The organism is Dorea longicatena, assembly GCF_024168045.1.
Classification (GTDB): domain Bacteria; phylum Bacillota; class Clostridia; order Lachnospirales; family Lachnospiraceae; genus Dorea_A.
Genome location: NZ_CP100126.1, coordinates 1,536,971 through 1,563,708 on the forward strand (window position 1 = coordinate 1,536,971; position 26,738 = coordinate 1,563,708).

The window sequence follows — 26,738 nt, forward strand, 5'->3', positions numbered from 1 at the left end:
TCTAACTCCTATCTGTACTATTCACGATCTTCTGCTCTCCGGTAACGAGATTGACCATCGTTACTTCTCCGGTCTCCTCGATATATACCAGACTTCCGGCATAATAATCATTTCCGTAACGGATATAATCTTCCAATCCACTGTTTTCATCCTTCTTCAGAAGTTCTGCATTCTTGGCTTTTCTACGGAAATCCTTCGCAAGGCGGATTGCTTCAAGCTGTCTTCCTTCCGCATATATGATGATCGTATTCTTTCTTGGATATACGATGCGGATCTTCTGACGGGTCAGTGCACTCACCAGTTCATCAATTACAATCGCAAAACCGATAGATGGTGATTTCTTACCGAACTTTTCGATCAGATGGTCATAACGTCCGCCCTTTACAACTGCATCCCCGGTTCCGTAAGTATAACCACGGAACACGATTCCTGTATAGTATCCATAGGTTCCTGTCATGCTCAGGTCAAAGGTGACAAATTTTTCCACTCCGTAATAGCGCAGGATGTGGTATATCTTCTCCAGACGTCTGATTGCCATCACACCTTTGGAATTCGGCGCAAGGTTTTCCGCTTTTTCCAGGATATCAATTCCTCCGATCAGTTCATTCAATGCTGAAAATGCTTCTTTGGAGCTTCTCTTTGCCTGAATACTGTCCAGAAATTCTTCTACACCGAAGTAATTGCGGTTACCGATCAGTTCTCTTACTCTTTCTTCCGCCTCTTCATCCAGACTTGCGTCTTCGATCAGACTCTGGAAGAAATCAACATTACCAACACAGAGCTGGAATTCTTTCAGCCCGATCGTCAACATAGATTCAATCACCAGGGCAAGCATCTCTGCATCTGCCTCTACCGAATCATCCCCGACAAATTCTGCTCCCATCTGCGTCGTCTCTCTTAAGCGTCCCTGATAACTGGAATGGTTCACAAATGTATTCCCTGTATAGCACAGACGGATAGGAAGATTCTCATCTTTAAACAACGTTGCCGATGCTCTTGCGATCGACGGTGTGATATCGGGTCTTAAGACAAGTGTATTGCCATCTTTGTCAAAAAATTTATACAGATCGTTGGCCGGTGTCGTTCCAATCTCCTCGCGGAACACATCAAAATATTCAATCGTCGGAGTCTGGATATCATGATATCCATATAAATGAAATACTTTTTTCAATCTGCTTTCCAACGCAAGTTTTTTTCCGCATTCTACGTTGTATATATCCCGTACTCCTTCCGGAGTGTGTAATTTTTTCTTCATATGTCCTCCAGGTAGTAATATTTTTCTTCCAGCACTTTAGTGTGCTACCATGTTAAAAAATCACTTTGCATTATACGCAGTTTCATCCGTTTTGTCAAGTTCATCACGAAGTTCCAGATCGAGATTCAAGGCATCCAGGTATGGAACATAACATCCATGGAAGAATTTCATAAAAAACCGTTCGTCCAGTTCCTCAAAACGGAAGCTTTTTCTTCCTCCGTTCTGTGCACGCATCCAGAACCTGTACAGTTCCTCAAAACGCATATAATATAAGATATTTTTAGATGAATAATAAATCAGGACAAATGCAACCCCCTGCTGCTTTTCAAAATTCTTCATAAATTCCACCTGATGTTCATGAATATTCTGAAGCGGAAATGTCTCTGCCACACATTCCTTCGCATCAAAACACACCGGAATCCCCTGCACTGCACCGATATAATCGATCGTACTGCGCTGATCAAAATAAGCCAGCGTGATCTGTCTGTGTTCTTTATCCATACGTACCGGCGTGATCGGGGTCGGGATCTTCTGCATAAGTGCCAGATTCTTTTCCAGATACCACTCATTGGTACGATTCACCATATCTTCTAATGTAGAACCTCTAAGGCCTCTTGAGTTCCATGTTCCCATGCCGTCTCCTTTATCAGTTTCCAGAATGTCTCCGGAACTTTTGCGTAAAATGTCTTTTCAGAAAGATTCTCCAGTTCTTTTTTCATACCGGGCATTGTAAGCTGATAGGCATGCAATACCTGGTCTTTGATCTTCCATTCTTTTTTATAACGGTCATTCCATTTCTTAGAACCGTATTTATAATCTCCGAGAAGCGGATGTCCGGTGCCTGCCAGATGTGCACGAATCTGATGGGTACGTCCAGTGATCAGATGTACTTTCAGAAGCGTCATCTCCTGATTCCATGCGATCGGAAGATATTCCGTCTCGATCGGCAGGCCATTCGCCTCTTTTGAAGAAGTTCCATTTGAAAAACTGACGCGGTTCGTCTTCTCATCTTTCACAAGATATCCACTGATATGTGCCGGTTCCGTGATCCTGCCTTTTACGATACAGAGATAATACTTTTTCAGCGTACGTTCTTTGAATAATTCTCCCATTTGCTGCAGGCCTGCAAGACTCTTTCCCGCAACGATCAACCCGCTGGTATTCCGGTCAAGACGGTTGCAGATGGACGGGCGGAAAGTCTGAAGATTCTCCTTTGTTAGCTGTCCGGATTCCAAAAGATATGCTGTCACATTCTCTACCACTGATACATCTGTCTCCTTCGCTTTCTGCGACAACATCCCCGACGGCTTGTTAATAAATATCACATTCTGATCTTCATAGATCACATCCAACTTTACCGTATTCTTTATGTTTTCTTCTACTGTCTTTCCCGCCGCCTGGAATTTGGCAATTGTATCATCCGCCAGGAACAGTTTCACACTGTCTCCCTTTCTCAGATGTTCATTTCCGGTCGCTTTCTTTCCGTTCAGCACAATATTCTTTTTACGCAGCATTTTATAAATAAAGCTTCCCGGCGCTTCGCTCAAATATTTGCGCAGCAGCTTATCCAGGCGCTGTCCCGCCTCATTGTCATGAATGATCAGTTCTTTCATATACTCTTCTAACTCCCGCTAATCTTCTACATGGAAATGTTTAAGATGATCTTCCGGATCTTTTTTTCTCTCCGTAAAGATTCTTTCTGTTCTACTTCTGCCATATTATTCATGCCCTCCGCACGCGCTAAAAATGCAGTATAATCATGGAAAATCTTCACCGTCATCTTATCATAATGATTGTCTTTCAAAATGTCTTTGATATGACGGGCAAGTGCTGTCTCATCGGTCTTCGGATTGCTGGCATATCCGCAGACAATGTGTCCGGATACTACCACTGCATCCAGAGGCATGATCTTCTGTGAGCTGGTAATGATCATATCATATGCCTTCAGTATCAAAGGTGCTTTTTCCTCCAGTTCCTGATATTTTGCTTCTTCAATACTCTTGTACGGTGCCATTGTGATAAATTCAACCAGCATCTTTGCTGCCGGAAGGCATCCGACTACCGCTACAACGGTAAGCAGATTCAGTCTGGATCCGGTCTGAATATATCCGGTTACAAAGATTGCGATCACAATTGCAAATTCTACGACCGCTCCCAGAAGATATTTCTGTTTTCTTGCCTTTACATATCCCGGCTGTCCTTTTTCTGTTCTCATATTGTCTGTCCTTTTTGTTTTCTATTTATAATTTTTCTGTAATCGTCTTTTTCTATCATGAAAAAACATTTTCTCAAGCTCATAGATATTCCGTATATGCCTTTATATATCCGCATGGTTGATCTTCATCATCCCCCATACAAGCAGGTGATCCGGAAGGATCTTGGAAAGGATTCTGGAACCTTTCATTGCTGCTCCATATACCGAAACGCTTCTTCCACGCACGCTGTCTGTAAGTGCCTGTGTCACCACCGCTTCCGGTTCGGCACAGAGTGCTTCTTTTTCACTTGCCGCAAGCGCACCAGCCCGGTCAAAGAATTCTGTACGTACCGGTCCCGGACACACTGCCGTTACCAGGATTCCCCGTTTCTTCAATTCTGCTGCCAGTCCCTGTGAAAAACGCAGTACATATGCTTTGGAAGCCGCATATACACAGAATCCCGGCTGTGCACAGAACGAAGCTGCCGAAGCCAGATTGACAATCCGGCTGCCTTTCGACAGATATGGCAGGCAGATTCCTGTCATTCTGGTGAGTGCTGTACAATTCAGATCAACCATGCCGCACTGTTCTTTCAGATCAATGTCACTGACGTTACCGATCTTTCCATATCCTGCCGCATTTACAAGCATCCTTACATCTGCCTGCCGGCGATCCAGTTCTCTTTGCAGTTTTTCGAAAATATAGTCTCTCTGCATATCCCCGTCGAAGATCCTGACCGGGATCTTTACCTGTTCCTTCAGACTTTTCAGACGGTCTGTCCGTCTTGCCACTACCCATAATTCATCCAGGTTCTTATACAGCTGCGGGATCTGAAGCGCAAATTCCCTGCCCATTCCCGACGATGCTCCTGTAACGATCGCTATTTTCAACTTTAACACCTCTCTACATCCATCCGGCTGCCGGTTTTTCATCATTTTCCCTTTATGCTATTTCTCTTGCTGTTATTTCTTCTTATGCACATTCCGGATCGATTTCTTTTTCTGTCTGCTTCTATCCGTTTCTGTATTCTGTCTGCTGTTCTGTCTGTCACTTTGCACAGTATTTCTTCTGGAATGCTCGTTTTTGTTTTTCCTACGGTCATTCTGTCCCGGTTTTCCGGAAGACTTCTGATTCTGCGTTTTCTGTCCCGGTACTTTCTGCTGTGATCTGCCTTCGAATTTTCTCGGGCGTATCAGACAGTGTTTATCAAATCCTACCAGATCCATGCGGTGTGCCTTTTTCAGAGCCTCCATGACCAGATCATAATTCTTCGGATCCCGGTACTGGATCAGAGCTCTCTGCATTGCCTTTTCATGCGGATTCTTCGGCACATAGACCGGCCGCATCGTTCTTGGATCCACGCCTGTATAATACATACACGTCGAGATCGTTGACGGTGTCGGATAGAAATCCTGTACCTGTTCCGGCATATATCCAAGATCCCGGATATGCTCTGCAAGTTCTACTGCATCTTTCATTCTGGATCCCGGATGTGAAGACATCAGATACGGCACAAGATACTGATCTTTGTGGATCTTCTGATTCATCTTATTGTACTTTTTCACAAATTCCTGATATATACTGTTCTCTGGTTTTCCCATCAGTGTAAGAACATCATCCGATACATGCTCCGGTGCAACCTTTAACTGTCCGCTTACATGATAACGGCAGAGTTCCTCCAGAAATGCATCACTTTTATCCGCAACAACATAATCGAACCGGATTCCCGAACGGATGAATACCTTCTTCACTTTTGGAATGTCACGCAGTTCTTTCAGAAGTTTGATATAGTCTCTGTGATCTACTTTCAGATTCGGACACGGCTTCGGGAACAGGCACTGGCGGTTCTTACACACGCCACGTGTGAGCTGTTTTTCGCAGGATGGCTGGCGGAAGTTCGCCGTCGGACCTCCTACGTCGTGGATATAGCCTTTGAAGTCCTTTTCCTGCGTAATCATCTTCGCCTCATCTAACAGCGACTCGTGGCTTCTCACCTGCATGATCCTTCCCTGATGGAAGGTAAGTGCACAGAAGCTGCAGCCGCCAAAGCAGCCACGGTTGCTGATCAGACTGAACTTGACCTCTGAGATTGCAGGTACGCCGCCGTCCTTCTCATAAGAAGGATGGTAGGTCCGCATATAAGGCAGTCCGTAGACATCGTCCATTTCCCCTTCCGAAAGCGGAAGTGCCGGTGGATTCTGTACTACATACATATGATCATTATATGGCTCTACCAGCCTTTTCCCGGCAAATGGATCGGTATTGCAATACTGTGTATAAAAGCTTCTTGCATACTCCAGCTTATCCTGCTTCATATCTTCGTATCCCGGAAGAATCTCCGCGTCATAGACACTGTCCAGACTCTTCGTCTTATAAACCGTTCCAGCGATAAATGTGATATCACTGACCGCAATACCGCTGTCCAGAGCTTCTGCAATCTCAATGATCGAATGTTCTCCCATTCCATAAGATATCAGATCTGCACCGGAATCCAGCAGGATCGAACGTTTTAATTTGTCTGACCAGTAATCATAATGTGCCAGTCGTCTGAGACTTGCCTCGATCCCTCCGAGGATGATCGGTGTCTTCTTATATACCTGACGGATCAGGTTACTGTATACAACCGCTGCGTAATCCGGACGCTTTCCCATCACGCCTCCCGGCGTATAAGCATCCGTTCTGCGATGCTTTTTCGACACGGAATAATGATTCACCATCGAATCCATATTTCCCGCAGAAACAAGGAATCCCAGTCTCGGTTCTCCAAGGATCGTAATGCTGTTCTTATCTTTCCAGTCCGGCTGCGCAATGATACCGACTTTAAATCCATGCGCTTCCAGAAGTCTCGTAATGATCGCATGTCCGAAAGACGGATGGTCTACATAAGCATCTCCGGAAATATAGACAAAATCCAGCTGTTCCCATCCCCGTTCTTCCATATCCTTTTTGCAAATCGGTAAAAATTTATTTTCTGACATTCTCTATCTCCTCTTCTGTCAGCAGCCGGTATTCTCCGGGCTTCAAATTTTCATCCAGGCACAGGGTTCCCATGCGTTCTCGCTTCAGATAAGTAACTTCTTTACCCACTGCAAGGAACATCCTCTTCACCTGATGGAACTTTCCTTCATGGATCGTAAGGCGGATCTCAGATTCTTCCGCGCTCTTCATAATGTCAAGTTTTGCAGGTCTTGTCATCTCTTCTTCCTCTGCGCCGATATCGATTCCTTCTGCGAACCGCTTTACATCCTCTTCTGTAACCATTCCATCTATTTTTGCATAATAGACTTTATCCACATGCTTTTTCGGTGCCAGCAGACGGTGTGCCAAATCTCCGTCATTGGTGATCAGAAGTAATCCTTCCGTATCTTTGTCCAATCGTCCGACCGGGAAGAGGTCCTTTCGCTTCTTCTCTTTGATCAGATCGATCACTGTAGTATCTCTCCGGTCTTCAGTTGCCGATACCACGCCGGCCGGTTTATTCAGCATATAATATTCATACGATACATAAGATATGTTCCGGCCGCTAATCGTCACTTCATCACTGGTCTCATCAATCTTTGTATCTGCTGCTTTTACCACTGTTCCGTTAACTGCTGCTTTTCCCTGACGGATCTGTTTTTTTACCTCCTGGCGGGTTCCCACACCCATCTCTGCCAGATATTTATCCAGACGCATCATCTTAACACAGCCTCCATCCCGGCAGATATTTGTTCTTCAATGTACCATTGGATACTTTCCCCCATCCAAGCGGGAACCCATCCACACATACCAGATACCAGCCTTTTGCTTTTCTCTCCGTCAGATCGTCCACATCCAGTGTCTCCCCTTTCAGGTATCGTCTGACTCGTTCATCTTCACACGGGAGATCAATGATCTGTGCATATTCGTCTTTCTTCAGACACATAGCAAATGCCTGGCTTGGTTCAAAACGGTTCTTCTTCAGTTCTCCAAGCAACAGTCCGGTTCTTAAGAAACGGATTCCTCTCACATCCGGAAGTCCCTCCGGCATATAGTAAATGCGCTCACCATGGATATCCAGTCTGGAACCGTCCAGTTTCCAGGTTACCAGCTTCATAAACTCTTCCAGGTCGGCCGGAATCTTTCCCGCCTTCTTTTTTGTTTTCAGTTCTTTTGCAGGCAGTGGTTCACCCTTTTGCAGAAGGGCTACATAATGGCCTTCTCCTTTCATCTTATGTGGGAAAATGCGGACTGTCTTTTTCAGTTCTTCGTCTTTTTCCTCTGTCACTTCCGGTATTCCCGGACAGAATCCCTCATAACTTTCCATCGGAAGCACATGGAATTCAGGATATTCTTTCTTCAGATGTTCAATGATACGCTCATTTTCACCCGGATCAAATGTACACGTCGAATATAGCATAAGGCCACCCGGCTTTAACATTCTTGCTGCCTGCAGAATGATATTCCGCTGCAGATTGCTGAAGAATTCCGGTCCATGTTCCTCCCATGCTTTTACCATCTTTTTATCTTTCCGGAACATTCCCTCTCCGGAACACGGTGCATCGATCAGGATCTTGTCAAAATATTCCGTAAAATAATTTTCCAGACGTCCCGGTTCCTCACTCAAAACAAGGACGTTCCCGATTCCGAATACCTCTATATTCTTAAGCAGGCCCTTTGCCCTTGAGCTGCTGATATCGTTAGCGATCAGCACTCCCTCTCCCTGTAATTTTGCTCCTAATTCCGTCGCTTTTCCTCCCGGAGCTGCACATACATCCAGAACCTTGTCTCCCGGTTCTACCGGAAGGCGGTTCGCAGGTGTCATGGCACTTGGCTCCTGAAGATAATAAAGACCGGCAAAATAGTACGGATGCTTTGCAGGAGACACTTTGTCCCCGTCATAATAGAAACCATTTTCGATCCATGGAATTTTTTTAATCTCAAACGGACATATCTTTTCAAATTCTTCCACAGATATCTTACCTGTATTTACACGCATGCCATAGTATCTTGGTTCTTTATAGCAGGCAATATAGTCGTCGAACTCTTCTTGCAGAAGTGCCCGCATCTTTTCCTCAAATGCTGCTGGCAGTTCCATATATTTATCCTCCGTCATCTTTTTCTTGTTCTGACTGTCTTACTGTCGTCATTATGAATGTTGTTATTATTTCCTGTTATTTGCAGTTCTTAAGTACCAGTTTCAGGAATTCCCAGCTTCTCTGCGTAGATGCAATATCCAGACGTTCATTATATGAATGAATATCCAGAACATCCGGTCCGCAAGATACACAATCCAGATCCGGCCGTTTTCCAAGAAAGATTCCGCACTCCAGTCCGCCATGGATAATGCATATCTCCGGTTCTTTTCCGTAGATTTCTTTATATGCTTCTATCATGACCGGACGGAGCTCTGACTTTGGTTTGTATTGCCATGCCTGATATGCACTGGAAATTGTTCCTGTTCCTCCGAACGCTTTTGTCACAGCATCGACTTCTTCCAATACCTGCTGCTTTCTGCTGTCCACGGCGCTTCTGATCAGGAAAGCAGCTTCCACACCGTTTTCTTTCATAGATACAACACCAAGATTTAAGGAAGTTTCTGTCGCGCCGGCAACCTTACGGCTGTATTCTTTTAATCCATTTGGACTCGCCTTCAGATACCCTACTACTTTTTGCGTAGTATCTTTTGAGAACACTACTGTATCTGTATTTTTTTCTGTTTCTGTTTTTACTGTCAGACCAGGTTCTTCTCCCATGAATTCCGCATTCCATACATCCTCCATATTCCGGATCATGGCCAGTATCTGTTCGGTATCTTCCGGTGCTGCTACGAGAGATGCATGTGCTTCCATTGCGATCACGTTGTCTTTAGAGCCGCCGTAAATCTCACTTAAGCGGTAACTCTTTTCTTCTGCAATGTGATACAACAGACGTGCCATCATCTTATTTGCATTGCCACGCTGTCTGTGGATTTCTTCTCCGGAATGTCCTCCAAGAAGTCCCTGGATGGTAATCTTGATCTCATCACCGGATGCCGTCTCTTTTTCTACCGGAATCAGTCCCTGATAGCGGACTCCGCCCGCACATCCAACCGTCAGGGTCTTCTCTTCTTCTGAATCCAGATTGATGAGTTTTTTCCCTTTTAGTACAGTCAGGTCGATAGCTTCCGCACCTTCCATTCCAAGTTCTTCGTCCACGGTAAATACTGCCTCAATTGGCGGATGTGGAATCTCTCTGCTATCCAGCAGTGCAAGTGCCATTGCGACAGCAACTCCGTCATCTCCCCCAAGAGTGGTATCTTTTGCCTTTAAAAATCCATCTTCCACATACAATTCCAATCCGTCATTTTCAAAATCATGTGTGGATTCCGATGTCTTTTCACATACCATATCCATATGCCCCTGCAAGATTACAGGTTCGCTTTCCTCATATCCGGGTGTTCCTGGCTGAAATATGATTACATTATTCACTTCGTCCTGAATCACTTTCAAGTCTCTTTCTTTTGCAAATGCGACCAGATAATCACTGATGCGCTTTGTATCGCGGCTTCCTCTCGGGATTGCACTTATTTCTTCAAAAAAGCGAAAGACTTCTTTCGGTTCTAATTCATTTAATACTGCCATTTTCCTACATTCCTCCTATGTTACACTGATATCTATTATCTAACAGTCTTCATAAAAAATCAACCTTATCCATACAATGAATTAACAAGGTTCTCCGGGTGATCACATGTCCAGACATCCTGCCCTTACCATTCCGATATTGATTCTGTTTTTTAGCATGCTGTCATTTCCGCAGACAGTCTTTACCGGTGCCAGTTACGGACTTGTTCTGTGGTTCCGGCATGTCCTTCCCACATTGCTTCCTTATATGATACTAATCAATGTTCTGATCTGCACACCTGCACTTCACTGGATCTGCCGTATCACATCCACTTTTTTATGTCCGCTTCTCGGCACCTCTTATTATGGCACATTCGCAGTACTCACCGGATTCTTATGTGGATATCCGATGGGTGCGAAGACCACCTCTGATCTTCTGAATGTCAATAAAATCTCGCGTTCGGAAGCCTCTTACCTTTTATCTTTCTGCAACAATATAAGCCCTGCTTTTATCTTAAGCTATGTAGTGGCCCAAAATATGAAGGAACGTAATCTTTGCATTCCTTTTTTCCTGATTCTTACATTTACACCGCTTATGTTGAGTTTTATCTTCCGCCTCTTCTACCGCCTGCCAGAATCCTCTTGTTCCTTTCCACAGGTAACACCCGGTTCTTTCTCCAATCCATCTGAAAGTATCTCTGACAACTTTCTTGACCGTTGTATCTTGAATGCATTCGAATCTGTCACAAAAGTCGGAGGATATATGATGATGTTCTCTGTCCTGATACAACTGCTTGCTTCGGTTCTTCCGAACACTATCTTTTCGCTTCTTCTGTATTCCAGTCTGGAGATCAGCACCGGAATCAGACTGCTCTTTTCATCTGCGTTATATACAACTGAGAAGATTATCCTCTGCGCTTTTCTGACCTCTTTCGGCGGATGGTGTTGCATCGCCCAAACATATTCCATGATCTCCAGCAGCCAATTACCGATTCTTCCCTATATAACAGCAAAACTGGTCACCGCATTGGTAACCAGTCTTCTTATCTCCGCTTACATATATGCTATTTGATTGTATCTTAATCCAATGTATCGTCTTCCTGAATATCATAATCAGAAATCGGCATATCATCCGGATATGAATTTCCATCATCCAGATAATCATCCTGTCCGTACGTATCCTGCTCATAAGCATCCTGCGGATATTCTTCTGCCGGATATTGATCCTGCGGATACTCCTGCTGTACATTCTGTTCTGTCTCCGGCGGAACATCAAGCTCTGCTCTGTTGTTACGTACCATGTCGTAACATTCCTGAAGAGAATTTACAAGACTGTCATACTTCGATGTATATGTATCCAGTGTGCGTCCGATCGCACTCTCCGCCTGAGAAAGGAGATCATCTGTATAATGAATGGCTCCGACACGGATCTGGTTTGCATCGTTCGTTGCATTGTCCAGTATCTGCTGTGCCTGTGCAGTTGCTGCGGTTACGATCTCGTTTGCCTGTGCATATGCCTGCTGCATAATCTCATGCTCACTTACCAGTTCATTTGTCTGAATCTGTGCTTCCTGGATCATGCCGTCTGCTTTTGCCTGTGCATCAGCCAAAATCGCATCCTTGTTCGCAATGATCTTCTGGTAACGCTTGATCTCATCCGGTGTTTTCATACGAAGCTCTCTTAACAGTTCGTCCATCTGATCTTTATTTACAATTATTTTTGTTGTCGACAACGGCTGGAATTTACAGCTGTCGATATACTCTTCAATTTCCTCTATGATCTGCTCAATACGGCTGCTCATAATATTTACACTCTCCTTCTATGTTTCATTTTCTCCCAGACTTTCTGCTCTATGTATTCCGGCACAAATTGGGATATATCTCCTCCGAAGGCCGCTACTTCTTTCACTGTAGTAGAGCTTAAATATGAATACTGCAGATTCGTTGTCAGAAAAACTGTCTCAACATCCGACGCAAGCTTATGATTTGTCTGCGCCATCTGTAACTCATATTCAAAATCGGTGATTGCCCGTAGTCCCCTTATTACAATCTTCGCATTCAGCTTATGGGCAAAATCCACCAGCAGTCCTTCAAATGGAATAATCTTAACATTTGCTATGTCTTTCGTTACTTCCTCTAACATTTTAACACGTTCTTCTACGGAAAACAACGGGGTTTTTGCTTTATTATTCAACACTCCGACTGTCAGTTCATCCACCATTCCGGCAGATCTTCTGATGATATCCAGATGTCCGTATGTAACCGGGTCAAAGCTTCCCGGATAGATTCCAGCTAACATATTTCTTTCCTTCCCGCAGGTTCCAAAAATACATGCTTGTTTGTTTTATATTCTTTTTCTTTGATGATGTGATATCCGAGATCTTCCGCGTAATCAAATTCTGTCTCTTTGGAAGCTTCTACAATGATGATTCCTTCCTCTGACAAAAGCGATGATTCCGCAAGATAAGTCAGCACGCTTTTTTCTAATTCATGATTATACGGTGGATCCATAAATATATAATCGAACTGCTTTTCTCCCTCTAATTTATAGAGAGCTGTCATCACATCCATCTGCATGGTCATCCCTTTTCTTTCAAAATGCGTCTTCTGAAGGTTCTCTTTGACACATGCCATAGCTTTTGGATTTTTCTCTACAAATACAGATTCCATTGCTCCCCTGCTCAGAGCTTCAATCCCGATTCCGCCGCTTCCGGCAAACAGATCCAGAAAGATGCTGTCATATAAATATGGAGCGATCATGTTAAACAATGTCTCCTTGATCCTGTCTGTCGTTGGTCTGGTATCCATGCCTTCTAACGTCTTTAACTGTGTTCTTCTTGCACTTCCGGCAATGACTCTCATATTCTATCCCCTCTCTTTCCTGTCTGTTCCAAGCTTTCTGTAACGGTTCATACAGGCATAAATCTCCTGTATACGCGGTCTTGCAAGATTGCCCGGTACAATGTTTCCTTCACACATTCCGGCAGGTCCCCTTTTATCCAACAGCTTCTCCGCCTGTTCCACAGCCTGTCCAAGCGTCTTCTTTCCATCAAATACCTCCTCTTCCAGAAAGCGCACAATCTGCCCCAGCGTATTCAACTGTTCACTGTCCACGAGCTGTTCCACATACCGCAGATCGATCGTCTCATGACCGATCATGATTGCATCACGCCCCATTGTTTTCAATTTTACTCTGCCTTTCTGTCGAATACCCGGATTTCTGCGTACTTTCCGGTCATAGGATGGCTCTTTTGGCTTTTCTTCCGGGAACTTCAATGCCGGATAGTCTGCAGCTGCTTTCTTTGCAAGTTCCGTAATTTCTTTCGGAACATACTTATCCATCTGAACGATCTGATCCGCAATCTGGAAATAGGATCCGGAACTTCCCGCTACCAGCACGGTCGATATTCCATATTCCCGATAAAGCTCCCTCACTCGCTCAATAAATGGTGTGATCGGCTCCATATCACGGTGAATCACCTGCTGCATCAGTTCATCCCTGACCATAAAGTTCGTTGCACTTGTATCTTCATCAATCAGGAATACCTGTGTTCCCGCTTCCATGCTTTCTATGACATTTGCCGCCTGTGATGTACTTCCGCTCGCATCTTCTGTATCGAACGCATAAGTATCTTTTCCATTTGGCAGATCATTGATAAACATGGAAATATCTGTATGCCGGATACTTCTTCCGTCTTCCGCACGGATCTTCATTGCCGTATCATCCGTGACCACATATTCTCTTCCGTCTCCCGCAACATGTGGATATACACCACTTTCTAATGCTTTCAAAAGTGTAGATTTGCCATGGTAGCCGCCACCTACGATCAAGGTAACCCCCTTTCGGATCCCCATTCCGGTAAGCATACCTTTATATGGAAGCTTCATAGTAATTCTCATAGAATCCGGTGAAGCAAACGGTACCGCATCCTTCATCGGTCTCTGGGAAACCCCCGATTCTCTCGGAAGTATAGATCCGTCAGCAACAAATGCGACCAGTCCTTCTTTTTTCAACTGTTCACGGATATATTCCTGATCCACGGAAAGTTCTGCTGCCTGCTTTACTGCATTGCGGTCCATATTTTTATAATATAATGCTTTTTCCACACATGCCGGGAGATATTGATAAAGAATTTTAACCAGCTCTCCTGCCTGTATCGTACGTCCTCTTGCCGGAAATCCGACTTCAAAGCGGACAGTCACATCCCCTGTCTTTTCATCTATCTCACACGCCGTACGTTCCAGCACTTCCTGACCACATCTCGTCACCTGAATAATTCCGCTTTTTCCGGAACCATGTGCCTGAAACGAATGCCGTTCCAGCTGCTTTGCAAAATTTCGCAGCAGATAATCTGCCACCGCCGTCTTTTTATGTTTGCTGTCATATAGTTCTTTCGGAATCCGTACTGCTCTTCCGGCCACCTGTATATGTAACCTGGACGGTGCTGCAAACGGATCTCCCTGTACATGATCAATTCCCAGTATATATGTTCCGAACTGGTATACGCCTCTTGTATCCTTATATGCCGGATATCCTCTGTGATCAATGCGTTCCAATATCTGTTTTAAATCTTCTGATGTCTTCATATTTTTGTAACTGCTACTATTCCTTTTTATTTTCTTCTCTTTCTTTTAGAAGTCTGCTTTTGCGTTTTTTCTGCACTCTACAGATCCACAATCCTTGCTCTGTGATGAATCGCCGGAAGATATTTCTGAAGCAGATCTTTTGTCTTGAATTTCAAATGGCTGGTATTGATCCCCGGATTGCATCCGAACCATTCTGCCTCTGCAACTTCCTTATCTATGATCACCTGCACATAATCATCTTCATCCGTCAGAAGTCCCGCAACACTTGCAGATCCCGGTGTTGTACCAAGATGTTCCAGCATCTTCTCCGGTGGTGCGAATGACATATGGGATACGCCCAGCTTCTTACTGAAAGAAGACGTGTCAAACGCTTTATCGGCCGGCATCACCAGCAAGAAGAATGTCGTCTTCTTCTGATTACATAGGAACACATTCTTCCGTATCTCCGTTCCGATTGCCTTGTCTACTTCCGCACATTCTTCCATAGAAGATGCCGGATCATTGTCTACCTGTTCATATGGGATTTTTAATTTTTCCAATGTATCGTAGAATTTACGCTCTAACGGCATTCTCTCGTCTGCCGGTGCTTTTGTCCTTATTTCACTGATATACATAACACTAAACCTCCGTTTCTGATACTTATACTTGTTAACATTATATCGAATCTGCACAGCGATTGCAATTTTTACATTACAAATTTATTTCTTATAAATTTCTGTTTCTGTCATTTTATGCTATACTATAATTGATGTTGTCGGGGGATTTCTGCCTTTGACACCTTTATATCTAAAAAGTCACAAGGAGAAAAAGTCATGAAATACGTATTAGCCTCAGCTTCTCCCAGACGGCAGGAGCTGCTTACCCAGGCAGGATTTTCTTTTGATGTTATCCCGTCTGCAGTTAAAGAAAAGATTACAAAAGATATTCCATCCGATGTCGTGATGGAACTGGCACATCAAAAAGCTCTTGATGTATACGAATCACGGATAAAAGATAATCCTGCATATCAGACAGAAGACTGTATCGTGATCGGTGCCGACACCATTGTATCTTACCGCGGTGAGATTCTCGGAAAACCGGCTGATAACGAGGAAGCCTTTGATATGCTTTCCATGCTCGCGGACCGCACACATCAAGTCTATACCGGAGTCACATTCGCAGGACATATCAGCGGGAAGCAGATCCTACATACATTTTACGAAAAAACGGATGTTACATTTTATCCAGTCACAAAAGAGGATCTTCATACTTATGTTGACAGCGGTGATTCTCTTGACAAAGCCGGCGCTTACGGCATCCAGGGCGCATTTGCCATCCACGTAAAAGGGATCGAAGGTGATTATAATAATGTAGTCGGCCTTCCGATCGCACGACTCTACCATGAACTTGATTCCATTTTGCCAAAGGAGAAGATACATTATGCATTCTAGCCGGAGTAAACAGAAATACGAAAAATCCGCACTCCGTATCTCCATCACAGGAAGTACGATTTTCGTAATCCTGGAGATCGTTATGGCGGTCATCACAAGGTCGCAGGCCGTCCTTCTGGACAGTGTCTATGACGGCGTCGAGATTCTGATGGTATTCGTGTCACTTTCACTGGTTCCGCTGATGTACAAGCCGTCCAGCGAAAGCCACCCATTTGGTTACCAGCAGATTGAATCCTTATTTGTTGTTGTAAAAGGTGCGATCATGATTGCTGTTACCGTCGGACTGATCATTAACAACATCCAGATCATCTTCCACGGCGGCCAGCATGTCAACTTTTCCATGGTTGCGTATTTTGAAATGAGTGCCACCTTAGTCAGTATTGCTGTGATCTTCCTGCTTCGCAGGATGAACAGTAAACTGACTTCACCGATCGTGATCATGGAGATCCAGGAATGGCAGATCGACTCTGTTGCATCATTTGGTATGTGCATCGCATTCTTTCTGCCGCAGATCATAACCGGAGAATGGTTCCAGCCTTTGATTCCTTATCTCGACCCGATACTGGCGATCATCCTGTCCCTTTTTATGCTTCCGGTTCCGGTAAAAACCGTGATTACGGGACTTCGGGACCTGTTCTTACTCCCTCCGGAGGAAGAAACGGTTCAGGAGATCAAAGATATCGTATCTCCGATTCTTGCCACATACGGGGACACAAAATTATATTATGATATCCTGCGTACCGGACGGAAATTATGGATCAGCGTATATATCACCATGAACCGTGATATGATTTCTATTTCCAAATTCAAATCTGTGCAGAAAGAGATTATCCAGGCGCTTTCAAAAGAATATCAGGATTTTTATTTTGAACTACTTCCGGACATTGAATACAACGGGGATACAGAGGTTCCCGAACCCGTTCCTGATGAAGAAGAAGCATAATACGTAAGAGGCTGCCAGCATAATTGCCGGCAGCCTCTTTTTAAAGGTAGTTTTATGAATCAAAATTGTGGTATTGTCTGAATTAGTATTTTGCAGCTGCATCTTCGATAGACGCTCTCATGATCAACATCAACTCATCAATCTGTTTCTTTGTTACGATAAGTGGCGGGATCATACGGTTTACACTGTCTCCGATTGCTGTGATCAGTGCCATTCTGTCAAGGCATCCGTGTTTTACCTCTACAGCGATCGGAATATCATATTCGCATCCGACCAGCAATCCACGTCCTCTTGCTTCTTTCACATGTGGGAGTTTTGCAAGTTCCTGTTTCATGTATTCTCCCATTTCTTTTGCATTTTCACTTAAGTTATTATCAAGAATTTCTGTTACAGATGCAAGACCTGCTGCACATGTTACACAGTGTCCGCCATATGTAGAACCATGTGTTCCTGCTGTAAATTCTTTTGCTACTTTCTCTGTTGCACAACATGCTGCTAATGGCATTCCGCCTCCGACTGCTTTTGCCATGGACACTGCATCTGGCTTCACGCCATATCCCATGTATGCCATCGGTGCTCCGGTACGTCCCCATCCTGTCTGAACCTCATCAAACAGGAGTAACATATCTTTTTCATCACATAATTTACGAAGTCCTTCAATGAATTCCTGTGTTGCAGGATGCACACCACCTTCACCCTGTACAGGCTCAATCATGATTGCGATCGTATTCTCTGTTACCTTAGATTTGAAATCTTCAAGGTTATTATATTCTGCATAATCGAATCCCGGAAGCATTGGTTTGAATCCCATCTGGATGGCATTGTCCGGCTGTCCTGTTGCAGACATTGCTCCGTATGTTCTTCCATGGAAACCATGTTTTGCTGTAATGATGTGATATCTTTCCGGTCCAAAGTTATCCACACCGTATTTTCTTGCCATCTTGATCATGCACTCATTGGCTTCTGTTCCGGAGTTCTGATAAAAGATCTTATCCATTCCAATCGTATCACAGATCTTCTTAGCCAGTAATGCCTGTGGAATTGTGTATGGGTAGTTAAATGTATGCATGATATCATCTAACTGATCCTTGATTGCTGCAATGACTTTTGGATTTCTGTTACCACAGCTGTTAACGGCAACTCCACCGTAGAAATCAAGATATGCATTTCCCTCTTCATCATACAAATACATGCCCTCTGCTCTCTCTGCAATGAAATCATATCTTTCATAAGTCTCCATCATATACTTATTGACCATGTCCTTCAACTCTTGTGCTGTAAGTCCCGTATCCTTTAATCTCATAATAAAACTCCTCACTTTCATTCATTTTCGAATTTGTTGAATTATGATCTCGTTCGTTTTCCTATCCTTTTATCACTCTGTCATTAGAACGAAAAAAAGGCACCACACCCAAACGGGTATGGCGCCTTTGCCTTTCAACGATTCACAGTATATACCTGTGTTTTTGAAACGTCAATATGTTTTTTGAAATTTTTTTTAAATATTTTTATCATGAACTTTTCCGACATACACAGGTATAAAAAATAGAGTGTCATACGACACTCTATTTCTGCACATATTAGTTATACTTACGTTTTCTAGCAGCTTCAGATTTCTTTTTGCGTCTTACGCTTGGTTTTTCGTAATGTTCTCTTTTACGAATTTCCTGCTGAATACCAGCCTTTGCACAGTTTCTTTTGAATCTGCGTAAAGCGCTATCTAACGATTCGTTTTCTTTAACGATTACATTTGACATAGTCTCACACCTAACCTCCCCTCCAGTCCTATATTGTGCATCATACGACTGTTCGGGTATTTTTATTGCACTACATATGATTATAACATATTTTTTTCTCACGTCAACAACTTTCTTCCACTTTGGAAAAAATTGCAAAATTTCGCGAATTGACAGTAAAATTTTATGCAAGCTGTCCTTCTAATGCTTCTTTTGCAGCCTTCAGAGCATCCTCTACACCTGCCGGATTCTTACCGCCGGCCTGCGCCATATTCGGACGTCCGCCGCCACCGCCGCCAACTAATTTGGCAACTGCTTTGATCAGGTTACCTGCATGAGCTCCCTGTTTCATAGCTCCGTCTGTAGCGGTAGCCATCAGGCTTACTTTACCATCATTAACAGAAGCAAGCAGGATCACACCTTCGCCCAGCTTCTCTTTTAACTGGTCTCCAAGATCACGAAGGCCGTTCATATCTACACCTTCCAGGCTTGTAGCAAGGAATTTCACACCTTTTACTTCTTCTACCTGGTTCATCACATCACCCATGGCATCTTTTGCAAGTTTGCTCTTCAGGCTCTCTACTTCGCCCTTTAATACCTTATTTTCATTCATCAGATGAGAAACCTTCTCTTCGATGTTTTCCGGTGTTGCTTTCAGTAATTTTGCAGTCTCATGAAGCTTCTTCTCCTGAGCGCTATAGTAATCCAGAAGTCCTTTGGATGTCAGGGCTTCAATACGGCGTACTCCGGCAGCCACACCTGTCTCGGACAGGATCTTAAATGCCATGATGTTTCCTGTATTCTTTACATGTGTACCACCACAGAATTCGATAGAGAAATCACCCATACTTACAACACGTACAATGTCTCCGTATTTTTCTCCGAACAGAGCTGCAGCTCCCGTCTTCTTAGCCTCTTCGATCGGCATATTTTTAATTACAACCGGAAGATTCTCACGGATCTTCTCATTTACGATATCTTCAACCTTCTGCAGTTCTTCTGCTGTCATGGCAGAGAAATGTGTAAAGTCGAAACGCAATCTCTGTGCATTATTCAGAGATCCTGCCTGCTCTACGTGATTGCCAAGTACCATACGGAGAGCTTTCTGAAGCAGATGGGTTGCACTGTGGTTGTTCTCAGCAAGTGCACGGTTCTCTTTGTCAACTTTCAGCATTACCTTGTCACCGACTTTGACCATACCTTTTGTAACCTGTCCGATATGGCCGAATTTATCACCTGCAAGCTTCACAACATCTTCCACTACAAATTCGCCGTCTTCTGTACAGATCACGCCTTTATCAGCTTCCTGTCCACCCATCGTCGCATAGAACGGAGTCTTAGCAGTAATAATCGTTCCTTTATCTCCGTCTGTCAGTGCATCTACCACTTCTGTCTCACTTGTCATAGCTGTTACTTCAGATTCCACTTCCAGCTGGTCATATCCAACAAATTCAGAAGATAATTCTGCCTCTAGTTGGTCGTATACACTTGCATCTTTACCGCTGTAGTTATGTGTACCAAATGTTCCTTCGGATTTTGCACGTTGTTCTTTCTGTGCTTCTTCAAATCCTTTCTCATCATAAGTCAGACCCTTCTCTTCCAGGATCTCACTTGTCAGGTCGATTGGGAATCCATAAGTATCATACAGCTTAAATGCATTCTTTCCGGAAAGAACCGTCTCTCCGTTCTTCTTCATCTCTTCTTCCATGTCTGCAAGAATAGAAAGTCCCTGGTCGATCGTCTTATTAAACTGTGCTTCTTCTTTTGCGATTACATTAAAGATAAAGTCTTTCTTTTCTTCCAGTTCCGGATATCCGTCTTTAGATCCGTCAATAACTGTCTGTGCAAGTTCTACAAGGAATGCTCCCTTGATTCCAAGAAGTCTTCCATGACGGCATGCACGGCGGAGAAGACGTCTCAATACATATCCACGTCCGCTGTTTGATGGAAGGATACCGTCTGAGATCATAAATGTTACTGAACGGATGTGGTCTGTCAGTACTCGGATTGAAGTATCTGTGTTATCATCTTTCTGATATTCTACTCCTGCCATGTTACATACATGGTCTCTTAAAGCCTTTAATGTATCGATATCGAACATGGAATCAACATCCTGCACGATACATGCCAGACGTTCCAGTCCCATACCTGTATCGATGTTCTTCTGCTCTAATTCTGTATAGTTATTATGTCCGTCGTTGTCAAACTGTGTAAATACGTTGTTCCAGATCTCCATGTAACGGTCACATTCACATCCGACTGTACATCCTGGCTCTCCGCATCCATATTTTTCTCCACGGTCATAATATACTTCTGAACACGGTCCGCAAGGTCCTGCTCCATGCTCCCAGAAGTTATCTTCCTTTCCGAAACGGAAGATTCTCTCCTCCGGAATTCCAATCTCTTTATTCCAGATCTCGAAGGCCTCATCGTCATCCTGGTAAATGGATGGATATAATCTATCTGGATCCAGTCCCACTACTTCTGTAAGGAACTCCCATGTCCAGTGAATTGCTTCGTTTTTAAAATAGTCTCCAAATGAGAAGTTACCAAGCATTTCGAAAAATGTACCATGTCTGGCTGTCTTTCCTACGTTCTCGATATCTCCTGTACGGATACATTTCTGACAGGTGGTAACTCGTCTTCTCGGTGGTATCTCCTGTCCTGTAAAATATGGTTTCAATGGTGCCATACCAGAGTTGATCAGTAACAGACTCTTATCGTTATGAGGCACTAACGAGAAACTCTTCATTGCCAGATGTCCCTTACTTTCAAAAAACTCAAGAAACATTCTTCTTAATTCGTTTACGCCATACTTCTGCATAATTTCCTCCTGCTCTACATTCATGTATCTAATCAGTATAAATATTTTTATCAATACTAACTTTTAATTATAAAGAGAGACAGGCGTTTTGTCAATCTTTACGCCTGTCTCTTTTTTGGTCTCTTTTTTACTTATTTCAGCTCGATTTCACCGAGTTCTTTTGGCGGAAGCTGCTTGCTGGATGCTTTTACAAATTCTTTCACTTTCTTCTGTGCTTTTGGCACCGGGATGTTCGTTCCCGCACCGGCTACACATCCGCCCGGACAGCCCATTCCTTCGATCAGACATCCGTTCATTCTTCCGATCTTCGCCATAGAAAGAATCTTCTTACAATCCGCAAGACCTTCTGCATGCTCAATCTTTACTTCCACACCCGGATAGTACTCATTTACACATTTTTCAATTGCAGATGCCACGCCGCCTGCAACCGCATAGCCGCGTCCTGCACCTGTTGCATTGTGGAAGGAGGACTCTGCCTCATATTCGGAAAGGTCGATTCCTTTCGCATCAAACATTCCCTGCAGTTCTTCAAATGTCACTACAAAATCAACATCACTTCTTACGGTTCTGCGCATCGCTTCCAGTTTCTTGGCCGCACATGGTCCGATGAATACTACTTTAGCATTCGGATGTTCTTTCTTGATCGTACGTGCAGTAGCAACCATAGGAGTCAGTTCCTGAGACACTTCATCGATCATATCCGGGAAATATTTCTTTGCCAGCATTGCCCATGACGGACAGCAGGATGTCAAAAGGAACGGTAATTCTCCTGTCGCAACCTTCTCTACATAATGATGTGCCTCCGCAACAGCTCCGATATCTGCACCAAGCGCCACTTCATACACCTGTGAAAATCCAAGTTCTTCCAGTGCTGCTTTTAAGTTTCTCGCATTGATATTATCTCCGAACTGTCCGGTAAATGCCGGTGCGATCTCAGCAATAATCTGCTCGCCTTCCGACAATGCTCTTGCAAGCTGGAAGATCTGGGATTTGTCTGAAATTGCTCCAAACGGACAGCTTACCATACACATACCACAGGATACGCATTTGTCCGGATTGACATAGGCGCGTCCCATTTTATCCGATTCAATTGCATTTACACCGCATGCTTTTGCACACGGACGCTCTTTTTTGGAAATTGCATCATATGGGCAGACACTCTTGCACTTTCCACATTTGATACATTTTTCCTGATCAATATGGGATTTGCCGTTTACCATGGAAATCGCACCCTTCGGACAGACTTCCATACAAGGATGTGCCAGACATCCTTTGCACATGTTGCTGACCTCATATCCTTTCGCTTCGCATCTCATGCATGCGGATGGAATTACCTGCATAAGCGGCGGTTCATAATACTTATCTGATATGTTACTTGCTTCCACCCCCGCTGTCAGATGTACCGGTTTGTCTTCCGGCCGGAGTGAAAGTCCCATTGCAAGTCTTACCTGTTCTCGTACAACTGCTCTTGCGCGGTAAACACTGTCACGGTACTGCTCTGTCTCATCATTCACCAGTGCATATGGGATTGCTTCCATATCATCGCACAGAGTATCTGCATCTGCTTTGAAACCAAGTGCTGCAACTTCTTCAAAAACTTTTCTTCTCAACCGTCTTACGGTTGTGTTAATGCCTCTCATCATAGTTGGAGTTCCTCCTGTTTTTCCTTTGTCATTTTTATAACAGTCTATAGTTCTATTATAGACACTTGAGAAAATGTTATCAACTAATTTTGAAAATCAATTTAAAGCAGAATCATATTGTGTTCTTTGCAGGTTTTCCGCATCTGCTCCGGCCACAAACTTGCCTGTACTTCACCGACATGTGCGCGGTCGAGAAGCAGCATGCACAGTCTGGACTGTCCGATACCACCTCCGATGGTGTACGGAAGTTCGCCGTTTAACAGCATTTTGTGATATGGAAGATTCTTTCTCTCTTCGCAGCCGGCTTTTACAAGCTGCTCTTCCAGAGCTTTTTCATCTACACGGATACCCATGCTGGAGATCTCAAGTGCACAGTTCAGTGTCTCGAACCAGAACAGGATATCTCCGTTTAACTGCCAGTCATCGTAGTCCGGTGCACGTCCGTCGTGCGGTTCGCCGCTTGCGAGTTTGTCACCGATCTTCATCAGGAATACACAGCCGTGTTCTTTTGTGATCAGGTTTTCTCTTTCCTTCGGAGTCTTATCCGGATACATATCTTCCAGTTCCTGGGAAGTGATGAAATAGATGTCCTCCGGAAGTTTCTTTACTGCCTGTGGATATTTGTACCATACTTCATGTTCCATATGTTTGATGATCTTGAAGATATTGCGTACGGTAGCTTCCAGTGTCTCAATGGTACGTTCTTCTTTTTTGATCACTTTTTCCCAGTCCCACTGATCCACGTAGCAGGAATGTAAGTTGTCAAGTTCTTCATCTCTGCGGATCGCGTTCATATTTGTATAAAGTCCCTCACCCGGCTGGAATCCATATTTGTATAATGCCATACGTTTCCATTTTGCAAGGGAATGTACAACTTCTATTGTCTCTCCCGGAACGCCTGCGATATCAAACTGTACCGGTCTTTCCACACCGTTCAGGTCATCGTTCAGACCACTGCTTTTTTCTACGAATAACGGTGCAGAGATTCTCTCCAGATTCATCTCTTTTCCGAATTCCTTCTGGAACGTGTCACGAATGTACTTGATTGCTTCCTGTGTCTCTCTTACGCTTAAGCGAGGGTCATAATGTTCTGGTAATATTAATCCCATTTTTTCTGTCTCCTTTTTGTTTGCTGTATATTTTTATGAAATTCTTTGCTCACTGATTACTCTTCTTCAAATACTCTCTGTGCATAATATACGGACTGCATTGCATCTTTGCCGTAAAAATCTGCCCCGATCATATCTGCATAATCCTGATTCAGCACAGCTCCCCCTACCATGACTTTACATTCAGGTTTACGTTCTCTCAATAACTTGATGGTCTCTTCCATGCTTACAACCGTTGTCGTCATAAGCGCGCTTAGACCTACCAGCCGGATATCCTGCTCCACTGCAGTATCTACGATCACTTCCGGTGGTACATCTTTCCCCAGATCGATCACATCAAAACTGTAATTCTCCAGAAGGACTTTTACAATGTTCTTACCAATATCGTGAATATCTCCTTTTACCGTTGCGAGAATGACCTTATTCTTCGCCTGGACTTCCCCGCCTTCCTGTGCGAGTACATCCTTGATCACTGCAAATGCGATCTTTGCCGCATCGGCACTCATCAGAAGCTGCGGCAGGAAGACAGTTCCCTTTTCAAATCCTTTTCCTACCGTATCCAGTGCTGGGATCAGATGTTCATTGATGATCTCCAGCGGTGCCTGTTCCTTTAACAGTTCTCCTGTTGCATGATGTGCTTCTTCTTTCAGACCTTTTTCGATGGCCTCTTTTAAAGTCAGTTCTGCCTTGGCTGCCGGTGCAGGTGTTCCTGCTTTCTGACTGCCATATACACGGATATACTCCTCGCAGTTCTTATCGTAATTCATCAGCGCACAGAATGAATAATACGAGCGCATCATATCCTCAGAAGAAGGATTAATGATCCCCGCACTTAATCCATTCTGCATGGCCATCGTATAGAAATTTGAATTAACTGCCGGACGGTACGGAAGACCGAACGAAATGTTCGATACACCAAGAACCGTACAGACACCATAAATCTCCCTGACTTTTTTGAGTGCTTCCAGCGTGACCTTCGCACCTTCCGGTTCAGAACTGATCGTCATTGCCAGCACATCGATCACGATGTCTTTTTTGTCAATGCCGTATTTCTTCGCTTCTTCGATGATTTTTCCTGCCACACGGACTCTTCCGTCTGCGGTTGCCGGGATTCCGTCCTCATCGATCGTAAGACCGATCACAACACCTCCGTAACGCTTAATAAGCGGGAAGACAGCATCCATATTTTCCTGTTTTCCATTTACAGAGTTCACCATCGGCTTACCGTTATAGATACGCATCGCCGCTTCCATTGCTGTGATATCAACGGTATCGATCTGAAGCGGCAGGCTTGATACGCTCTGAAGCTCCATGATGACTTCTTTCATCATCGCCGGTTCGTCAATATCCGGAAGTCCTACGTTGACATCCAGAATATGTGCTCCCTTATCCTGCTGCGTAATCCCCTCTTTCAGGATATAATCCATGTCGTGGTCTTTTAATGCCTGTTTGAATTTCTTCTTACCGGTCGGATTGATTCTCTCTCCGATGATCATCGGCTTGCCGCCAAGGATGACCGCATGTCCGTAAGAAGATACCATTGTGATATCTTTCTTTGTTGCCGGCTTTACGCTCATCTCTCTGGTCGTCTCAACCATCTTCTGGATATGTGCAGGTGTTGTTCCACAACATCCGCCGATCACATGCGCTCCCATCTCTACGATTTTTGCCATATATCCGGCAAACTGTTCCGGTTCTACATCATAATAGACTTCCCCGTCACGCTGCTTCGGAAGTCCTGCATTCGGTTTTACGATGATCGGAACCGATGCGTATTTCAGAATATCCTCCAGGATCGGAAGCATCTGTTCCGGTCCCATACCACAGTTGATTCCAAGTGCATCCACGCGGAGTCCCTCCAGCATGGCAATCACTGCCGGGACATCTCCACCTGTCAGAAGTTTTCCCTTTTCATCAAAGATCATGGTTGCAAATACCGGAAGTGACGTATTCTCTTTTGCTGCAAGTACTGCTGCTTTCACTTCGTAACTGTCACTCATGGTCTCGATATGGATCAGATCTGCTCCTGCTTCTTCTCCATAGATCATGGTCTCTTTAAATGCCTCATATGCATCTTCAAAAGAAAGATCACCCATTGGTTTTAATAATTTACCCGTCGGGCCCACATCTAACGCTACATAAGTCGTTCTTCCATCATGCACGCCGAGCTCTGCGGCCTTTTTCGCATTTTGGATCCCGGCCGTCACGATTTCTTTCAGTCCATACTTGGAATCATGAAATTTGATCGCATTGGCACCAAATGTATTGCTAAGCACGATATCACTGCCGGCTTCGAAATATGACTTATGAATATCAACGATCTCTTCTGCATGCTCCAGATTCCAGACTTCCGGAAGTTCTCCTGGCTGCAATCCTTTTGACTGCAGAAGCGTTCCCATGCCGCCATCAAAGTATAATAATTCTTTTCCCAGTCGTTCTAATAACATCTGTCTGCT

At 44.1% G+C, this 26,738-nt stretch carries 23 protein-coding genes; 2 read left to right on the top strand and 21 right to left on the bottom strand.

The window, feature by feature from the left end:
* Window position 1: 1 nt before the first annotated feature.
* From hisZ to NKF87_RS07315, 15 genes are all read right to left on the bottom strand, one after another.
* Window positions 2-1,255 (bottom strand): ATP phosphoribosyltransferase regulatory subunit, encoded by a 1,254-nt coding sequence (hisZ, locus tag NKF87_RS07245; RefSeq protein WP_006426497.1) that lies wholly within the window; start codon window positions 1,253-1,255, stop codon window positions 2-4.
* A 60-nt stretch (window positions 1,256-1,315) separates the two neighbouring features.
* On the bottom strand, window positions 1,316-1,888 hold the full coding sequence (locus NKF87_RS07250; RefSeq protein ID WP_253583350.1) for a Holliday junction resolvase RecU: 573 nt from the start codon (window positions 1,886-1,888) through the stop codon (window positions 1,316-1,318).
* Complete coding sequence (locus tag NKF87_RS07255) at window positions 1,846-2,868, bottom strand: RluA family pseudouridine synthase (protein WP_055283511.1); 1,023 nt, start codon at window positions 2,866-2,868, stop codon at window positions 1,846-1,848. Before NKF87_RS07255 ends, NKF87_RS07250 begins: the two co-directional genes overlap by 43 nt.
* 26 nt (window positions 2,869-2,894) lie before the next feature.
* Window positions 2,895-3,470: a hypothetical protein gene (locus NKF87_RS07260; RefSeq protein ID WP_118377841.1), complete on the bottom strand. Its 576-nt coding sequence runs from the start codon at window positions 3,468-3,470 to the stop codon at window positions 2,895-2,897.
* Window positions 3,471-3,572: 102 nt separating this feature from the next.
* Entirely contained in the window at window positions 3,573-4,385 is an 813-nt protein-coding gene (locus NKF87_RS07265; protein WP_253583351.1) for an SDR family NAD(P)-dependent oxidoreductase, read from the bottom strand.
* A 27-nt stretch (window positions 4,386-4,412) separates the two neighbouring features.
* The gene (locus NKF87_RS07270; RefSeq protein WP_253583352.1) at window positions 4,413-6,428 is read right to left on the bottom strand and encodes a YgiQ family radical SAM protein; all 2,016 of its coding nucleotides are present in this window, start codon (window positions 6,426-6,428) and stop codon (window positions 4,413-4,415) included.
* Complete coding sequence (locus NKF87_RS07275) at window positions 6,415-7,128, bottom strand: pseudouridine synthase (RefSeq protein WP_055283503.1); 714 nt, start codon at window positions 7,126-7,128, stop codon at window positions 6,415-6,417. Before NKF87_RS07275 ends, NKF87_RS07270 begins: the two co-directional genes overlap by 14 nt.
* A 1-nt stretch (window position 7,129) precedes the next feature.
* The gene (locus NKF87_RS07280; RefSeq protein WP_173790948.1) at window positions 7,130-8,506 is read right to left on the bottom strand and encodes an RsmF rRNA methyltransferase first C-terminal domain-containing protein; all 1,377 of its coding nucleotides are present in this window, start codon (window positions 8,504-8,506) and stop codon (window positions 7,130-7,132) included.
* A 76-nt stretch (window positions 8,507-8,582) separates the two neighbouring features.
* Complete coding sequence (locus tag NKF87_RS07285) at window positions 8,583-10,031, bottom strand: aminoacyl-histidine dipeptidase (protein WP_117597437.1); 1,449 nt, start codon at window positions 10,029-10,031, stop codon at window positions 8,583-8,585.
* 600 nt (window positions 10,032-10,631) lie between these two features.
* A complete protein-coding gene (locus NKF87_RS07290) occupies window positions 10,632-10,979 on the bottom strand; it encodes a hypothetical protein (protein ID WP_173790949.1) in 348 nt (115 codons plus the stop codon).
* Between the two features lie 110 nt (window positions 10,980-11,089).
* The gene (locus NKF87_RS07295; RefSeq protein ID WP_173790950.1) at window positions 11,090-11,812 is read right to left on the bottom strand and encodes an ATPase; all 723 of its coding nucleotides are present in this window, start codon (window positions 11,810-11,812) and stop codon (window positions 11,090-11,092) included.
* A gap of 5 nt (window positions 11,813-11,817) precedes the next feature.
* Window positions 11,818-12,309: a pantetheine-phosphate adenylyltransferase gene (coaD, locus tag NKF87_RS07300; protein ID WP_173790951.1), complete on the bottom strand. Its 492-nt coding sequence runs from the start codon at window positions 12,307-12,309 to the stop codon at window positions 11,818-11,820.
* Window positions 12,303-12,872 carry a 16S rRNA (guanine(966)-N(2))-methyltransferase RsmD gene (gene rsmD, locus NKF87_RS07305; RefSeq protein ID WP_055283492.1) on the bottom strand — a complete coding sequence of 190 codons (570 nt, stop codon included), beginning with the start codon at window positions 12,870-12,872 and terminating at the stop codon, window positions 12,303-12,305. The genes coaD and rsmD overlap by 7 nt, the downstream gene beginning before the upstream one ends.
* Window positions 12,873-12,875: 3 nt before the next feature.
* Window positions 12,876-14,597 (bottom strand): ABC-ATPase domain-containing protein, encoded by a 1,722-nt coding sequence (locus tag NKF87_RS07310; RefSeq protein ID WP_173790952.1) that lies wholly within the window; start codon window positions 14,595-14,597, stop codon window positions 12,876-12,878.
* A 77-nt stretch (window positions 14,598-14,674) separates the two neighbouring features.
* Window positions 14,675-15,211, bottom strand: a complete 537-nt coding sequence (locus NKF87_RS07315) for a prolyl-tRNA synthetase associated domain-containing protein (protein WP_006426481.1) — start codon at window positions 15,209-15,211, stop codon at window positions 14,675-14,677.
* Between the two features lie 198 nt (window positions 15,212-15,409).
* Here NKF87_RS07315 and NKF87_RS07320 point away from each other — a divergent pair, with 198 nt between their 5' ends.
* Together NKF87_RS07320 and NKF87_RS07325 are read left to right on the top strand one after the other, a co-directional pair.
* Window positions 15,410-16,027, top strand: coding sequence for a Maf family protein (locus NKF87_RS07320; protein ID WP_055283488.1), 618 nt, complete (start codon window positions 15,410-15,412; stop codon window positions 16,025-16,027).
* Complete coding sequence (locus tag NKF87_RS07325; protein ID WP_253583353.1) at window positions 16,017-16,970, top strand: cation diffusion facilitator family transporter; 954 nt, start codon at window positions 16,017-16,019, stop codon at window positions 16,968-16,970. Before NKF87_RS07320 ends, NKF87_RS07325 begins: the two co-directional genes overlap by 11 nt.
* 82 nt (window positions 16,971-17,052) lie before the next feature.
* On the opposite strand, the gene NKF87_RS07330 is transcribed toward NKF87_RS07325, so the two are convergent.
* From NKF87_RS07330 to NKF87_RS07355, 6 genes are all read right to left on the bottom strand, one after another.
* Entirely contained in the window at window positions 17,053-18,273 is a 1,221-nt protein-coding gene (locus NKF87_RS07330; RefSeq protein ID WP_117597433.1) for an aspartate aminotransferase family protein, read from the bottom strand.
* A 277-nt stretch (window positions 18,274-18,550) separates the two neighbouring features.
* Complete coding sequence (gene rpsU, locus NKF87_RS07335) at window positions 18,551-18,727, bottom strand: 30S ribosomal protein S21 (protein ID WP_005603101.1); 177 nt, start codon at window positions 18,725-18,727, stop codon at window positions 18,551-18,553.
* Window positions 18,728-18,890: 163 nt separating this feature from the next.
* A complete protein-coding gene (alaS, locus tag NKF87_RS07340) occupies window positions 18,891-21,530 on the bottom strand; it encodes an alanine--tRNA ligase (RefSeq protein WP_117597432.1) in 2,640 nt (879 codons plus the stop codon).
* Between the two features lie 131 nt (window positions 21,531-21,661).
* Entirely contained in the window at window positions 21,662-23,173 is a 1,512-nt protein-coding gene (locus NKF87_RS07345) for a 4Fe-4S dicluster domain-containing protein (RefSeq protein WP_117597431.1), read from the bottom strand.
* Between the two features lie 101 nt (window positions 23,174-23,274).
* Window positions 23,275-24,282 (bottom strand): aspartate--ammonia ligase, encoded by a 1,008-nt coding sequence (gene asnA / locus NKF87_RS07350; RefSeq protein WP_117597430.1) that lies wholly within the window; start codon window positions 24,280-24,282, stop codon window positions 23,275-23,277.
* A 56-nt stretch (window positions 24,283-24,338) separates the two neighbouring features.
* Complete coding sequence (locus NKF87_RS07355) at window positions 24,339-26,729, bottom strand: homocysteine S-methyltransferase family protein (RefSeq protein ID WP_118308920.1); 2,391 nt, start codon at window positions 26,727-26,729, stop codon at window positions 24,339-24,341.
* Window positions 26,730-26,738 lie beyond the last annotated feature (9 nt).